Source organism: Sphingomonas turrisvirgatae (assembly GCF_001721295.1).
GTDB classification, from domain to species: domain Bacteria; phylum Pseudomonadota; class Alphaproteobacteria; order Sphingomonadales; family Sphingomonadaceae; genus Sphingomonas; species Sphingomonas turrisvirgatae.
Genome location: NZ_MDDS01000042.1, coordinates 1 through 14232 on the forward strand (window position 1 = coordinate 1; position 14232 = coordinate 14232).

The 14232-nt window shown below is 66.4% G+C and carries 16 protein-coding genes; 9 read left to right on the top strand and 7 right to left on the bottom strand.

Translation table 11 applies throughout. The features are described 5' to 3' along the window. The coding region (locus BFL28_RS14335) for a tetratricopeptide repeat protein (protein WP_131818661.1) at nt 1-687 on the bottom strand (687 nt) is incomplete at its 3' end. Nucleotides 688-863: 176 nt separating this feature from the next. On the opposite strand from BFL28_RS14335, the gene BFL28_RS14340 reads away from it, so the two are divergent. The 3 genes from BFL28_RS14340 to BFL28_RS14350 are packed head-to-tail and all read left to right on the top strand — an operon-like array spanning nt 864 to nt 3524. Further along, complete coding sequence (locus BFL28_RS14340) at nt 864-1577, top strand: ParA family protein (protein WP_069321239.1); 714 nt, start codon at nt 864-866, stop codon at nt 1575-1577. Further along, nucleotides 1577-2131, top strand: a complete 555-nt coding sequence (locus tag BFL28_RS14345; RefSeq protein WP_069321240.1) for a hypothetical protein — start codon at nt 1577-1579, stop codon at nt 2129-2131. Before BFL28_RS14340 ends, BFL28_RS14345 begins: the two co-directional genes overlap by 1 nt. A 19-nt stretch (nt 2132-2150) precedes the next feature. Beyond that, a complete protein-coding gene (locus BFL28_RS14350) occupies nt 2151-3524 on the top strand; it encodes an SPOR domain-containing protein (protein WP_069321241.1) in 1374 nt (457 codons plus the stop codon). 60 nt (nt 3525-3584) lie between these two features. On the opposite strand, the gene BFL28_RS14355 is transcribed toward BFL28_RS14350, so the two are convergent. The 4 genes from BFL28_RS14355 to BFL28_RS14370 all read right to left on the bottom strand — a co-directional run bounded on the left by BFL28_RS14355 (nt 3585) and on the right by BFL28_RS14370 (nt 7496). Beyond that, the gene (locus BFL28_RS14355; protein ID WP_069321242.1) at nt 3585-4793 is read right to left on the bottom strand and encodes a dihydroorotase; all 1209 of its coding nucleotides are present in this window, start codon (nt 4791-4793) and stop codon (nt 3585-3587) included. Continuing rightward, nucleotides 4790-5782, bottom strand: a complete 993-nt coding sequence (locus tag BFL28_RS14360) for an aspartate carbamoyltransferase catalytic subunit (RefSeq protein WP_069321243.1) — start codon at nt 5780-5782, stop codon at nt 4790-4792. Before BFL28_RS14360 ends, BFL28_RS14355 begins: the two co-directional genes overlap by 4 nt. Before the next feature lie 101 nt (nt 5783-5883). Beyond that, on the bottom strand, nt 5884-6393 hold the full coding sequence (gene ruvX / locus BFL28_RS14365; RefSeq protein ID WP_069321244.1) for a Holliday junction resolvase RuvX: 510 nt from the start codon (nt 6391-6393) through the stop codon (nt 5884-5886). Further along, nucleotides 6390-7496: a DUF3089 domain-containing protein gene (locus BFL28_RS14370; protein WP_069321251.1), complete on the bottom strand. Its 1107-nt coding sequence runs from the start codon at nt 7494-7496 to the stop codon at nt 6390-6392. Before BFL28_RS14370 ends, ruvX begins: the two co-directional genes overlap by 4 nt. Nucleotides 7497-7625: 129 nt before the next feature. Between BFL28_RS14370 and gatC the strand changes: the two genes are divergently transcribed. From gatC to gatB, 3 genes are all read left to right on the top strand, one after another. After that, on the top strand, nt 7626-7913 hold the full coding sequence (gatC, locus tag BFL28_RS14375; protein WP_069321245.1) for an Asp-tRNA(Asn)/Glu-tRNA(Gln) amidotransferase subunit GatC: 288 nt from the start codon (nt 7626-7628) through the stop codon (nt 7911-7913). 103 nt (nt 7914-8016) lie between these two features. Beyond that, nucleotides 8017-9501: an Asp-tRNA(Asn)/Glu-tRNA(Gln) amidotransferase subunit GatA gene (gene gatA / locus BFL28_RS14380; RefSeq protein WP_069321246.1), complete on the top strand. Its 1485-nt coding sequence runs from the start codon at nt 8017-8019 to the stop codon at nt 9499-9501. Nucleotide 9502: 1 nt separating this feature from the next. Then, nucleotides 9503-10960 carry an Asp-tRNA(Asn)/Glu-tRNA(Gln) amidotransferase subunit GatB gene (gene gatB, locus BFL28_RS14385; RefSeq protein ID WP_069321247.1) on the top strand — a complete coding sequence of 486 codons (1458 nt, stop codon included), beginning with the start codon at nt 9503-9505 and terminating at the stop codon, nt 10958-10960. A gap of 96 nt (nt 10961-11056) precedes the next feature. On the opposite strand, the gene BFL28_RS20975 is transcribed toward gatB, so the two are convergent. Both BFL28_RS20975 and BFL28_RS14390 read right to left on the bottom strand, forming a co-directional pair. Further along, entirely contained in the window at nt 11057-11227 is a 171-nt protein-coding gene (locus BFL28_RS20975; RefSeq protein ID WP_158011660.1) for a hypothetical protein, read from the bottom strand. Nucleotides 11228-11243: 16 nt separating this feature from the next. After that, complete coding sequence (locus tag BFL28_RS14390; RefSeq protein ID WP_069321248.1) at nt 11244-11453, bottom strand: hypothetical protein; 210 nt, start codon at nt 11451-11453, stop codon at nt 11244-11246. On the opposite strand from BFL28_RS14390, the gene BFL28_RS14395 reads away from it, so the two are divergent. The 3 genes from BFL28_RS14395 to BFL28_RS14405 are packed head-to-tail and all read left to right on the top strand — an operon-like array spanning nt 11433 to nt 14154. Next, the gene (locus BFL28_RS14395) at nt 11433-12359 is read left to right on the top strand and encodes a hypothetical protein (protein WP_338152256.1); all 927 of its coding nucleotides are present in this window, start codon (nt 11433-11435) and stop codon (nt 12357-12359) included. The genes BFL28_RS14390 and BFL28_RS14395 overlap by 21 nt on opposite strands. Next, a complete protein-coding gene (locus BFL28_RS14400) occupies nt 12356-13558 on the top strand; it encodes a M48 family metallopeptidase (protein WP_069321249.1) in 1203 nt (400 codons plus the stop codon). Before BFL28_RS14395 ends, BFL28_RS14400 begins: the two co-directional genes overlap by 4 nt. A gap of 2 nt (nt 13559-13560) precedes the next feature. Further along, entirely contained in the window at nt 13561-14154 is a 594-nt protein-coding gene (locus tag BFL28_RS14405; RefSeq protein ID WP_069321250.1) for a hypothetical protein, read from the top strand. Nucleotides 14155-14232: the final 78 nt, after the last annotated feature.

Sequence of the window (14232 nt, forward strand, 5' to 3'; positions counted from 1 at the left end):
GGGCGGTTCGGCTTCGTTTGGTGCGGGGATCGGCCGCGATGGGGCGATCGAAGGCGGCACCTCGGTACGCGTGACCGGCACCACTTGCGGACGCGGCGTGGGCAAGGCGGCAAGCTGCGGACGGTCGGCGTCGCGTTCGTAGGCGCGGGCGAGTTCGGTGCCGCGCTGGCGATCGGTCAAGCTGATGAAGCGGTCCATCTGCGCCTGTGCGGATGTGGCCTGAGCGAGCCCCTGCGCGGCAGCGCGGAGCGTCAGCGCATAGGCCTTCACCCAATCTTTGGTCACCGCGTCGCCGTTGAAATACATGGTGCCCAGGACATATTGCGCGCGCGGTTCGCCGCGCGATGCTGCCTTCTCCAGCCATTCGACGGCCTGCAGGCGCTTGTTGTTTTCGAACAAGGCGAGGCCGTAATTCTCTTCGGCCTGCGGATGGCCCTGCAACGCAGCCTTGCGATACCATTGTTCAGCCTGAGCGAGGTCGATGGGCACGCCGCGGCCGAGCTTGTAAGCCTGACCCAGGTTGAACTGCGCATCGGCATCGCCCGCGACGGCCGGGCCGCGCCATTCGGCGATCGCCTTCTTATAGTCGCCGCGCTGCCACGCATCGACCCCGGCCTTCACATCGGCCCATGCCGGAGCGCCCGCCATCGCCATTGCGGCGAGCACCGCTGTCGCCAGATACTTCATCGCGCCAATTCCCGATCCATCGCCCAGATCATGCCAGTGAACCGGACGATGGCAAAGCGATGGTTAGCGTCGCGTTAAATGGAGCGTCGCGCGGTGGCGGCGGCGAACCGTTAACCGCTTCTTAGGCCGGGAGTGGCAATTCATGCTTCGGGATACCGGGCTTTTCAGAGGGGTAGATGCGCGTACTCGCGATGGCATCGCAAAAAGGTGGATCTGGCAAGACCACGCTTAGCGGGCACCTGGCGGTGCAGGCGCAGCGCGCCGGGCATGGTCCGGTCGTGCTGATCGACATCGATCCGCAAGGGTCGCTGTCGGATTGGTGGAACGAACGCGAGACGGAGTTTCCCGCCTTTGCGCAGACCACCGTCGCAAGGCTCGCCGCCGACCTGGAGGTGCTGCGCCAGCAGGGCTTTCGCCTAGCGGTGATCGACACGCCGCCCGCCATCACCATGGCCATCCAGAGCGTGATCCAGGTCGCCGAGCTGATCGTCATACCGACGCGCCCCAGCCCGCACGACCTGCGCGCCGTGGGTGCAACGGTGGACCTGTGCGAACGCGCGGGCAAGCCGCTGCTGTTCGTGGTCAACGCCGCGACGCCCAAGGCGAAGATCACCAGCGAAGCCGCCGTCGCGCTGTCGCAGCATGGCACCGTCGCGCCGATCACGCTGCATCAGCGGACCGACTTCGCCTCGTCGATGATCGACGGGCGGACAGTTATGGAAATGGACCCGAACGGCAAGTCGTGCGCCGAGGTCACCGCATTGTGGACCTATATCAACGACCGGCTGGAAAAGAACTTCCGCCGCACCGTCTTCACTGCGCCGGCCGCGACTCACGTCGCCTATGCCGGCCGTCCGCAGGGTGGCTTTGGCCGCCGGGTGGTGAGCTGATGTTCGGTAACTCGAAACCCGCCGCCTCGCTCTCGTCCGGCCTGCTTGCGCGCAAGGGCCAGGCGCGCCCGGCCATGCGCCCGCAGGGCTTTGTCGGGCTGCATCCGGGCACGTCGCTGGACGATCTTGGCTGGAACGATATGGGCGCGGACATGCCGCTGCCCGAAACCGCGCCGCCGGTGTTGCAGCAGCGTCAGGTGCTGGCAGAGGAATTCGCCGCGCCGGTCGAAGCACCGGTCGTCGCGACCGAGCCGGCACCCGCGCCAGTGGTGGTGACTGCGCCCGCACCGCTGCCGGTCGCGCAGACGCCGGCCGCTCGCCCGGTATCGACTGCCACCGCCGCGCGCATCGGCCGCGAAGTCGCGGCGAAAAAGGGCAAGGCCGCCTTCACGCTGCGGCTGGACCAGGAACGTCATTTGAAGCTGCGCCTCGCTTCGGCTCTTTCAGGCCGGTCGGCGCAGAATCTCGTCACCGAGGCATTGGACGCGTTTCTCGAGACGCTGCCCGAAGTCGGCGCGCTGGTGCGCCAGCTGCCGGCGGGCAAGGCGCGTTGATCAGGGGGATTTTGAAGCCATGAACGCACGTCGATATCTGACCATCGCGGCATCCGCGCTGGTGCTGGGCGCGCCGTTGATCGGCGGGCCCGGGCTGCTGGGCGGCCTGGCTGTCGCTGGCGCGAAGGCCGACACCGCCGACACGCGCAAGGCGGCCAAGGCCGCAAAGGACGCCCGCAAGGCACTGGCCAAGCAGAAGGCGCAGCTGGCGGTCACGCTGGCCGAGGCGGCTGTCGCGTTCGATCCCAAGAACGGCGAATATCGCAAGTTGTTGGGCGAGACCTATCTGCTCGCTGGCCGCTTCGTATCGGCGGCGCAGGCGCTGAACGAAGCACTGTCGCTCGACCCGGCGAGCGGTCGCATTGCGCTGAACCTCGCGCTGGCGCAGATCGCCAATGGCGAGTGGACGACGGCTCGCGAAACGCTGACGACTCACCAAGCCACGATTCCCGCCAGCGATCGCGGCCTCGCCTTTGCCCTGGCGGGCGATCCCGGCACCGCGGTCGCGGTGCTGAGCGAAGCGGCGCGCCAGCCCGGTGCCGACGCCAAGACGCGGCAGAATCTCGCTCTCAGCCTGGCGCTTGCCGGGCAGTGGCAGCAGGCAAAGGCGGTTGCCGAGCTCGACCTGCCGGCCGATCAGGTCGACGCGCGAATCATGCAGTGGGCAAGCTTCTCGCGCCCGCAGAACGCCTATGACCAGGTTGCAGCGCTGCTGAACGTCACGCCGATCGCCGACAAGGGGCAGCCCGAACAGCTGGCGCTGGCGCGATCGATGAGCGTCGCCGTGGCGGCGCAGCAGGTTGCCGACCCGGTCGACACCTTCATGCCCGGAATCGCTGTCGACAGCGCGGCTGTGACGGTGCCCGCAGCGGCCCCGGCCGAGGTCGGCAGCGTCGCGGCGGTGACGGTCGCAGCGCCATCGGTCAGCATGGCGGGCGGCGCGCAGATCGTGTTCGCCGAGCGCGCGGAAGTGGTGCAGACGATGCCGGTGGCGGTCGCCAGGCCGGTTCGCGCGGCCGCCGTCAAGCCCGCTGTCGAGCACAAGGCCGTCGGAACCATGCGGAACGTCAAGGCCGAGCGTGCATCCTTTGCCCAGTCGAACGGCCAGTGGTTCGTGCAGCTCGGCGCCTTCGATTCGGCCGGCGTCGCGCGCGATGCGTGGGGCCGTGCAATCAAGCGTGTGCCGGCGCTGCAAGGCCTGACGCCGTCAAGCGCGAGCGTGACGACCAAGGCGGGCGCGTTCGAGCGGCTGGCGGTCGGCGGTCTCAACCGGTCCGATGCGCTCGCGCTGTGCCGGACCGTGCGTTCGAGCGGCGGCAGTTGCTTCGTTCGGACCGGCGCCGGCGACAAGGTGGCGAGCTGGGCCAAGGGCACGCGCCTGGCCGCGCGCTAATCGATCCACCGGAGAGGATGGCGACGGCCGTGCTCCGAAAGGGGCGCGGCCGTTCGTTCGTCAGCCGACTTCGCTGCCGCCCTTGAACAGGCGCAGCGCCTTGCCCTGAACCGGTAGTCCGTCGAACGGCGTGTTGCCGGCCTTGCCCGGCATGCGGTCGGCATCGATCTGCCACGGCGCATCGGGATCGACCAGCACGAGGTCGGCGGGCATCCCCGGTTCGAGCGAACCCGCAGCGATGCCGAGCAGCCGTGCCGGGGTACGCGAAAGCATCGCGAAGAGCCGCTGCAGCGTGATCCGCTCGTCCCGCACCAGGCCAAGGCCGAGCGCCAGCAGCGTCGTCGCGCCGGCCATGCCGGGAGTCGCGTCGGCAAAGGGGAGGCGTTTTTCCTCTGGCCCCTGCGGGTCGTGGCCGGAGCAGAGCACGTCGATCGTTCCATCGCCAAGCGCGGCGAGCGCGGCCTGCCGATCATGCTCGTCGCGCAGGGGCGGCGACAGCCGGGCGAAGGTGCGAAAGTCGGTGACGTTGATGTCCGACAGCAGCAGATGCGCCGGCGTGATGCCGCACGACACCGCGACGCCGCGCGCGCGGGCTGCCCTGACGAGATCGAACGCGGCAGCGGTGGTCAGCTGACGAAAATGGATGGCGGCGCCGGTCTGTTCGGCCAGCATGATGTCGCGGGCGACCGCCAACGCTTCGGCTATGGCGGGAGCGGCGGGCAGACCGAGTCGCGTCGCCGTCTCGCCCTCCGTCGCGACTGCGCTGCCGGTCAGTCCGCCATCCTCGGCATGGGTGATGACGGTAAGGCCGCAGTCGCGCGCATAAGCGAGCACGCGGCGCATGACGCCCGAATCCGCGATCCAGGCGCGGCCGGTCGAGACTGCGCGCGCGCCGGCTTCGGCATTGGTGGCAAACTCGGCCAGGCTCTCGCCCGCAAGGCCGCGCGTGGCGGCGGCGATCGGATGGACCCACAATTCGGGCTTGCCCATGTCGGCGGCGCGCTGGACGAGGCCGGGGCCGTCGAGCACGGGCGACTGGTCAGGCATCAGGCCGATGCGCGCGATCCCGCCGGCGCGGCACGCCGCCTTGTCCATCGCGAACACGCCGAGGTCGATCAGGGCAGGGGCGAGGATGCGGCCGCGGCAATCGACGACCTGTGCGCCTTCGCCGGCTTCAGAAGCGATCCGCCCATCGACGACGTGCAGGTCGCCGGCGCGCGCGCCGGCTTCGGGGCAGACCAGGCGTGCGTTGGCGAAGGTCAGGTTCATGCCCAGCCCTCCACGCCGCGCGCGCGTCGGGTCAGCACGTCGAGGCAGGCCATGCGCACCGCGACGCCCATTTCGACCTGTTCGGTAATGGCGGATCGTCCGGGCATGTCGGCGACCGACGAGGTAATCTCCACCCCACGGTTCATCGGCCCGGGATGCATCACCAGCGCATCGGGCTTGGCGCGGGCGAGGCGGGCAGGGGTGAGGCCGTAGTTCAGATGATATTCGCGTGTCGAGGGGATGAAGGCACCCGACATACGCTCGTTCTGGAGGCGCAGCATCATCACCACGTCCGCACCTTCCAGCGCCGCATCGAAATCGGTGAAGGGCGTCACGTGCATCTTTTCGATCGCGGCGGGCATCAGGGTCGAGGGCGCGACGACGCGCACCTCCGCGGCAAGCGCGGTCAGTGCGAGGATGTTGGACCGCGCGACGCGGCTGTGGAGAATGTCGCCGCAGATGACGACACGCTGATGTGCGATCGCGCCGCGGCGGCGGCGGATGGTGAGCGCGTCGAGCAGTGCTTGCGTGGGGTGTTCATGGCTGCCGTCGCCGGCATTGAGCACCGGGCAGTCGACCTTGTCGGCGATCAGCTGAACCGCGCCCGACGACATGTGGCGGATGACGATCACGTCGGCGCGCATCGCGTTCAGCGTGACGGCGGTGTCGATCAGCGTCTCGCCCTTCTTCACGCTCGACTGCGCGGCATGCATGTTGACGACGTCGGCGCCCATACGCTTGCCCGCGATCTCGAAGCTCAAGAGCGTGCGGGTCGAGTTCTCGAAAAAAGCGTTGATCTGCGTCAGGCCATCGAGCCGCCGGTCGCTCTTCGCGCGGGTGCGGTTCGCCTCGATCCATTGCTCGGCCTCGTCGAGCAGGAACAGGATTTCGTGCGGCTGAAGCCCGGAAATACCCGTCAGATGCGCGTGCGGGAACACGGCGCGCCCGTAAATCTGGGCGCCGGGGCGATGGTCGATCGGCGGTTGCATTGAAGCGGTCGGTTAGCGGGACGGGGGAGAGGTGGCAAGGAATTCTCCCTCTCCCACCCGGAGAGGAAAGGGTGCGGGCGACCTCTCTCGGCCAGTCGCCCTCACCCTTCCGGCGCTTCGCGCGTACCTCCCACTCCCGATGGGAGAGGGATTGAAGCCGCCAGCCCGTCGATCGCGCCCTGCAGGATGTAGTTTGCCGCCAGCTTGTCGACCCGCTCGGCGCGTTTGGCGCGCGACAGGTCCTCGGCGATCATCTGGCGCTCGACCGCCGCAGTGGACCAGCGTTCGTCCCACAGCAGGATCGGCAGGCCGAGATCGTCGAGATTGCGGGCGAAGGCGCGCGTGGACTGGGTGCGCGGCGAATCGCTGCCGTCGAGGTTGAGCGGCAGACCGATGACGAGGCCCTTTACCTGCTGGCGCTTGATGATCGCGGCCAGCGCCGCCTTGTCCATCGTGAACTTGGTCCGCTTGATGAGGTCGGCGGGACTGGCGAACGACCAGCCGGCGTCGCAGAGCGCAGTGCCGATCGTCTTGGTGCCGACATCCAGCCCGAGCAGCCGTCCGCCGTCGGGCAATGCGTCCCGGAAGGTTGCGCGATCGGTGGTGATCATTTGAACGCCGCCAGCCGCCGCGCGGCGTCGGCGCGGATGTTTGCCCAGAACAGCGAATAGTCGAACACATGATAGTTGTTGCCCGGCAGGACATATTGGCTGCTGCCGAGCGCAGCCGGCGGCTCGCCGATCAACAGGATGCCGCGCCCGCCGCAGCGCGCGCCCACCATCCCGGTCTGAAGCGTGGCGGTGGCGAAGTCCGAACTGGGCACCAGGCTGCCGAGATTGGCAGCGGGCGGTGCGTCGCCGCTCGCCATGCCAGTCAGCGGGTTGGTGCAGATCATTGCGGTGCCCGCCCGGCTGGCGCCGGTGAAGCCGGTGGTGGCGTCGAACGTGTCGAGGATGAGCGCCGGGTCGGCGGGCTCGGCGAAACTCTGCCACGACAGGATGCAACCGGTCTGGTCGGCGCGCGTGCATTCGGAAAGGCCCATGCGCGGCAGGTCGGCGCTCTTCGACACGGGCCAGCCGACGACATAGGCCGCGACGATGCGCTTGGCCACCGGCTGTCCGGCGACCCGATCGCGCAGCAGGCGCGTGAGGTGCAGCGCGCCCTGGCTGTGGCCGGTCAGGATGATCGGGCGGTCGCTCGCTTCGGCGAGGAACTGGTCGAACGCCGCCTCGACATCGCGATAGGCAAGGTCGAGCGCGCCCTGCGCATCGGCGCTCGCCGTCAGGAACGCGCCGAACGTCGCCTGGCGATAACGCGGCGCCCAGATGAGCCCGGCGGCGTTGAACGCGCTGGCCTGGCCCCGCAGGAACAGCGCGGCGCGATCGTTCGCCTCCTTGTTGTCGAGCAGCGCGTTCCAGCGCGAACGGTCGAGATAGGAGGTCGGGTGGATGGCGAACACCGCCGCGTCTCCGGGTTGCTCGACCTTCATGCCGGCGGGCAGCCATGACGCCGGATTGTTCGGCCGATCGGGCCGGGCGAGCCACATGTCGGGCCGCGCATAGCTGTCCTTGGGCAACGCGGCCTGCGGTTCGAACCGCGCGCCGGGGATCATCGCCTGCCGCAGCAGCTGCATGCCCCAGATGCGATAGGCAAAGGTCGCTGCAATCGCCAACACGATCAAAACCGCCACGACATAGAGGAACTTACGTGCCAATCGGCTCTCCTTTGTGCGTTGCAACATAAAGCGGGCCGCCGCAACCGGGTTCCCGTGCGCGATGGCTGCAAAACATGCAACCTCACGGCGTGGTTGAAGTTTCGGCGGCGAGGGGCTAGCCGCCCGTCCATGTCCGTAGACACTGCAACCGTAAAGAAGGTGGCGAGCCTCGCGCGCATCGCGATCACCGATGCCGATGCCGAGCGGCTCGCGCCAGAGCTCAACAACATCCTGGGCTGGATCGAGCAGCTGGGCGAGGTCGACACCGCGTCGGTCGAGCCGATGACTGCCGTCATCCCCAACAAGCTGCGCCTGCGCGACGATGTCGTGAACGACGGCGACATACGCGAGGCGGTGCTCGCCAATGCCCCCGCCGGCGAGCATGGCTTCTTCACTGTGCCCAAGGTGATCGAATGATCACGGCACGAGATAATTCGATCATCCCGGGCTCGACCTGGGATCCAGAGTCGCAGGCGGGCCGTGCGCGGCTCTGGACCCCTGCTTTCGCAGGGGAACATTCATGACTCAGATCACCGACCTTGGCGTCGCAGCGTTGCGCGACGGGATCCGCACGGGCGAGTTCTCGGCTCGCGAAGTGGCGGACGCCTTCATCGTGCGGGTCAGCCAGGCGCGCCAGCTCAACGCCTTCATCGTCGAAACGCCCGAACATGCGATTGCCGCTGCGCGCGAAGCCGATGCAGCGCGCGCGGCGGGCGAGACGCTGAAGCCGCTGGCCGGCGTTCCGATCGGGATGAAGGACCTGTTCTGCACCAAGGGCGTGCAGACCACCGCCGCCAGCCACATGCTGGAAGGGTTCAAGCCGGAGTATGAATCGACCGTCTCGCAAAAGCTGTGGGACGCGGGCGCGGGGATGCTGGGCAAGCTCAATCTCGACCAGTTCGCGATGGGGTCGTCGAACGAGACGAGCTATTTCGGCAACGTGATCTCGCCGTGGCGACGTCAGGATGGCGGCAACGCGCCGCTCGCGCCCGGCGGGTCGTCGGGTGGCTCGTCCTCGGCCATCAGCGCGCGGTTGTGCCCGGCGGCGACCGGCACCGACACGGGCGGTTCGATCCGCCAGCCGGCGGCGTTCACCGGCATTGCGGGAATCAAGCCGACCTATGGCCGCTGCTCGCGCTGGGGCGTGGTGGCCTTTGCCTCCAGCCTCGACCAGGCCGGGCCGATGGCGCGCGACGTGCGCGATTGCGCGATCATGCTGGAAGCAATGGCGGGCTTCGACGCGAAGGACGCAACCTCGCTTCAGCTCGACGTGCCGAAGTGGGAGCAGGGGTTGAACCCCGACCTGCGCGGCAAGAAGGTGGGCATCCCCAAGGAATATCGCGTCGACGCCATGCCGGGCGAGATCGAGGCGCTGTGGCAGCAGGGGATCGACTGGCTGAAGGATGCCGGGGCCGAGATCGTCGAGGTTTCGCTGCCGCACACCAAATATGCGCTGCCGGCCTATTACATCATCGCGCCGGCCGAGGCTTCGTCCAACCTCGCCCGCTATGACGGCGTGCGGTACGGCATGCGCGAGCTGCCCGAGGGCGCGAACCTGCAGGAGATGTACGCGGCGACGCGCGCCGCCGGGTTCGGCCCGGAAGTGCAGCGCCGCATCCTCATCGGCACCTATGTGCTCTCAGCCGGTTTCTATGACGCCTATTATACCCAGGCGCAGAAGGTGCGGACGCTGATCGCGCGTGATTTCGAGCGGGCGTGGCTGGACTGCGACCTGCTGCTCACCCCGACCGCGCCGAGCGCGGCGTTCGCGCTGGGCGAGAAGAGCGCCGATCCGCTGGCGATGTATCTGAACGATGTCTTCACCGTGCCCTCCTCGCTCGCCGGCATTCCGGCGATGAGCGTGCCGGGCGGGCTGGACAAGGACGGGCTGCCGCTGGGGCTTCAGATCATCGGCAAGCCGCTGGACGAGCAGGGCGTGCTGAACGCGAGCCTTGCGATCGAGCAGCGGGCGGGATTCACGGCGCGACCGGGACAGTGGTGGTAAGATGAGCGAGTTTCGCATCAAGGGCGCAACGGGCGAGTGGGAGGTCGTGATCGGCCTGGAGGTCCACGCGCAGGTCACGTCGAACGCCAAGCTGTTCTCGGGCGCGGCCACGGCGTTCGGCGCGGAGCCGAACACGCAGGTGAGCCTGGTCGATGCGGCGATGCCTGGCATGCTGCCGGTGCCGAACCGCGAGTGCATCCGCCAGGCGGTGCGCACCGGCATGGCGATCGAGGCCAAGATCAACAAAGGGTCGCGGTTCGATCGCAAGAATTACTTCTACGCCGATCTGCCGCAGGGGTATCAGATCAGCCAGCTCTATCACCCGCTGGTGGGCGAAGGCACGATCGAGATCGAGGTTGAGGGCGAAACCAAAACGATCGGCGTCGAGCGCATCCATGTCGAGCAGGATGCCGGCAAGCTGATGCACGATCAGCATCCGACGCGATCCTATGTCGACCTCAACCGCAGCGGCGTGGCGCTAATGGAGATCGTGTCGAAGCCCGACATGCGTTCGCCCGCCGAAGCAGGGGCTTATCTGTCGAAGTTGCGATCGATCCTGCGCTATGTCGGGTCGTGCGACGGCAATATGGATCAGGGGTCGATGCGCGCGGACGTCAATGTCAGCGTTCGTCGGCCGGGCGAGCCGTTCGGCACGCGCACCGAGACGAAGAACGTGAACTCCGTCCGCTTCGTCATGCAGACGGTGGAGATCGAAGCGCTGCGCCAGATCGACGTGATCGAGAGCGGCGGGACGATCGTTCAGGAAACGCGGCTGTTCGACCCGGACAAGGGCGAGACGCGGTCGATGCGGTCAAAGGAAGACGCGCACGATTATCGCTACTTCCCCGATCCCGACCTGCTGCCGCTCGAGCTGGACGACGCATTCCTGGACGAGTGCCGCGCCTCGTTGCCCGAACTGCCGGATGCGAAGCGCGCGCGTTACCTCTCGCTGGGGGTCACGCCGTACAATGCCGCGGTGCTGACCGCCGAGGTCGAGGCGGCGCGCTATTTCGATGCGCTGCTCGAGGCGGGGGCCAAGGCGCCGGCGGCGGCGAACTGGGTGACGTCGGAACTGTTCGGCGCGCTGAACCGGCTGGGTCGGGACATCGAGGACAGCCCGGTCTCGGCCACGCAGGCGGCGCAGCTGCTGGGGCTGGTGGCTGAGGGCACGCTGTCCAACACGCTGGCCAAGCAGGTGTTCGAGATCATGCTGGAGACCGGTGACGATCCCGCAAAGATCGTCGAGGAACGCGGGCTCAAGCAGACCAGCGACACCGGCGCGATCGAGGCGGAAATCGCCAAGGTGCTCGACGCCAATGCCGACAAGGTCGCCGAATACCGGTCAGGCAAGGACAAGCTGTTCGGCTTCTTCGTCGGTCAAACGATGAAGGCGATGGCGGGCAAGGCGAACCCCGGCGTGGTCAATGAACTGCTCAAGAAGGCGCTCGACGGCGGCTGATCGTCGTTCCGGCCGGCGCCGGGGTGACGAGGTTCCGGTCCTGCAATCGCCCGAGATCCCGGCTTTTGCCGGGATGACGGGTTCGGGTACAGGGCGTCAGTCGGGCGGTGCCGGGGTATCGGGCTTGCCGTCGGACCCTTGCGGATAATCATCCGGCGTGGCGGTACCCTGGTTCTTCACGGCCTGGCGGTCCGCCACGTCGCGCACGTCGCCATCGTCCTCGAGATCGCCGCCGGGTTTGTGCGGCTGGTTGCGCTCGTCGGTCATCGCTGCCTCCTTGGCGTCACTGCGCTAGATCGTCCTGGTTCTTGACCACGCCGCCCGCGCCATTCTCACCCTGAGCGCCTTCGGGCGAGGTCGAGCTGGTTACGCCATCGGCCTCGTGCACATTCTCGATATCGCTGTTCGTGCCGGTGACGGCCTGCTCGATATCGCTGCGGCGATCATGATCGTCCTGCGGCGCGCTGTCGGGATGCGGATCGGGATTGGTCATGGCATTTCTCCTTTCGCGATCAACGAAGGGGCGGGCGATCGGGTTCATCCAAAGTGGTGCAGCTGCGACGATATTCCGCTTGCTTATCAGCTTTGCTGCGATAGCATCCGAAGCGCCGCGGACTTGTTCGTCGCACTATTGGAGGGGGCTCCTTTGAAACTATTCTGCCGGCGTGTAATCGCCGCTTTGTTGCTGTGCGCCGTATCGGGCATTGCGCACGCGCAAGAGAAAACTGCTGTCCGGCAGGGTTTCGAACTTAAGCGCAATAGTCAGAAGAAGATCCTGGTCTTCCGCCCTGCTGTGAGCGTCGGCGCACAATCGACAGGCGGCATGTTCGAACCCAACGCGGACTGGACCGAGAAATCGAAGGCGAACATCCGCATCGCTCTGGAGAAGTTCCAGCGACAGCTGGGAAATGAGATCGTCATCGCTCCGGAGGCTTATGGCGAGGATGCACGCAAGGTCGAGGAGTATATGGCCCTGTTCAGTGCCATTTCCCAAGCCGTGATCGAATATCAGTTCTTCATCGGCAACCGACTGCCGACCAAAAAAATGGATAACAAGGCGGGAATCTTCGACTGGTCGCTGGGCGCAGGCGTGGCCGATCTGCCCGGGGCGAAAGACGCCAATTACGCGCTCTTCATCTACAACCGCGACGCCTACGGCTCGACCGGTCGCAAGGTACTGCAAGTCCTGGCGCTGCTGGGGCCGGGAATCGCTGTCCAGTCGGGCGAGCATCGCGGCTATGCCGGTCTGATCGACCTGAAGACGGGCGATCTGTTGTGGCTGAACGCTGACAGTCAGATCGGTGGCGACGTTCGCGAGCCGGATGGGTCCGAAAAGCGCGTGCGGCAGTTACTCGAAGACTTTCCCGGAAGCGCGATCGAGAAGGAAGCCGCCAAGTGAGCTTGTTCCACTCGGCCGTGGCAGGGGCACTGGCATTGACCTCGGCCGCAGCGGACAAGCAGACCGTCGCCCCGCCGCCGCCGCCCTATGCCGGCGTGTATCAGCCGCAAGGGGTCGACGAGATCGGCATGTGGCGCGAGGACGATGAATCGGAGCGGAAGCTGGCCGCGTCGGCACTGGTCATCCGCGACGAGAAGCTCAACGCCTATGTTCGGAACGTGCTGTGCGAGACGGTCGGGGCCGACCGTTGCAGGTCGGTGCGCATCTACATCATGCGAGAACCGACGATCAATGCGTCGATGTCGCCAAATGGCACGCTGCGAATATTCAGCGGCTTCCTGCTGCGATTGCGCAACGAGGCTGAGCTTGGCGCGATCCTCGGCCATGAATTCGGCCATTACGAGAAACGTCACACGCTGAACCGTTTCAAGGCGGCGAGGTCTGGTACCGATCTTCTCGCCTGGACGGCCCTGCTTGCGAGCATGGCACCCAGCTATGATGCGCGCCGTTCCTACAACGACCTCGAGCTGTCAGTCTATGGTTCGCTCTATCGCTTCAGCCGGGATAACGAGCGAGAAGCTGACTTCCTCGGGATCAGCTATCTCAATCGAAGCCTGCTGCGTCCACAGGCAGCGGCGTCTGTCTTCCAAGGTTTGATGGGCGAGTTTGAGGCGTCGGCCCGCGCGAAGGGCCTGAAGAAACCGAACTTCAGCAAGATCGCATTCGCCGCATCACATCCGCCCGACGCGGAGCGAGCGGCCTATCTAACCCTGCTCGCTGCACCGGCTGGGGCATCGCGAGACAATGGCGCTGACCGCTACCGTGGTGCGTTAGCACCTTGGCTGCCGGCGTTCCTCAGCGACCAGATCAAGCTCAACGACTTCGGGGCGAGCGAATATATCATCAACTCGCTCGCGGCTTCGGGTTGGACGCCGACGCTATGGATGGCGCGGGGCGATCTCTATCGTCTGCGTGGCAATCCGCGTGATTTGGTCAACGCGGCCGAATTCTACGAAGCCGCCGTTCAGCTCGACCCGACGTTGGCCGACGCATATCGCGGCCTTGGCCTGTCGCTGATCAAGACCGGCCGCCCCTCAGACGGGCAGGCTGCACTCCGTAAATATCTGGAACTTAAGCCCGATGCCGCCGATCGAGCCTTCATCCAGATGATGCTTCCAGTTCAAGGCGTAGGACAATGACCATGAGGAAGAGCTCGTTGTTCGCGCTGGGCCTGATCCCCGCGCTGTTGCTTGCCGTCACGGCGGACGCGCACAAGCTTCGCACCAGCGGCGTTAGTGTGGCGGTCGCAGACTCCGGCGTTCGGGTTACCCCGACGCGCGACTGGAACCGGCTGGACGTCAAACCGGGTAAGAAAGCTGAAACCTGGACGCTGGACGGCACGCAGCTAAACGATGTCACCTTCTATGGTGGGATCGAGCCAGGCAATCCGCTGGTTAAGGAGCGGAGCAAGAAGCGCGAGCCGCTTCCGAAGTTCACCGCTGCCACGCTGGTAGTGGAAGTGCCCGAACTGCTCGAATCCACCTATCGCGCCTATAAGGGATTGGCGGCGTTCACGGTCGAGTCGACTGCGCCGGCCAAGTTCTTGGGGCAGGACGGCGTTCGCTTCACCTATTTCTTCACGGACGACGATCAGCTGACCCGGAAAGGCGAAGCGCGTGCGGCGATCATCAAGGGCAGCCTGTACATGGTGACCTTCGATGCGCCGCGACTACATTATTTCGATCACTCGATTGCCGATTTCCGCGCACTAGCTGATTCAGCAAAGTTGAACTGACCCCTCACGCCACCGGCTGGATCGGCGTGCTAGGGGGGTCGCCCTGGGGCTGGGGGCCCCCCCCTAGCACGCCGATCC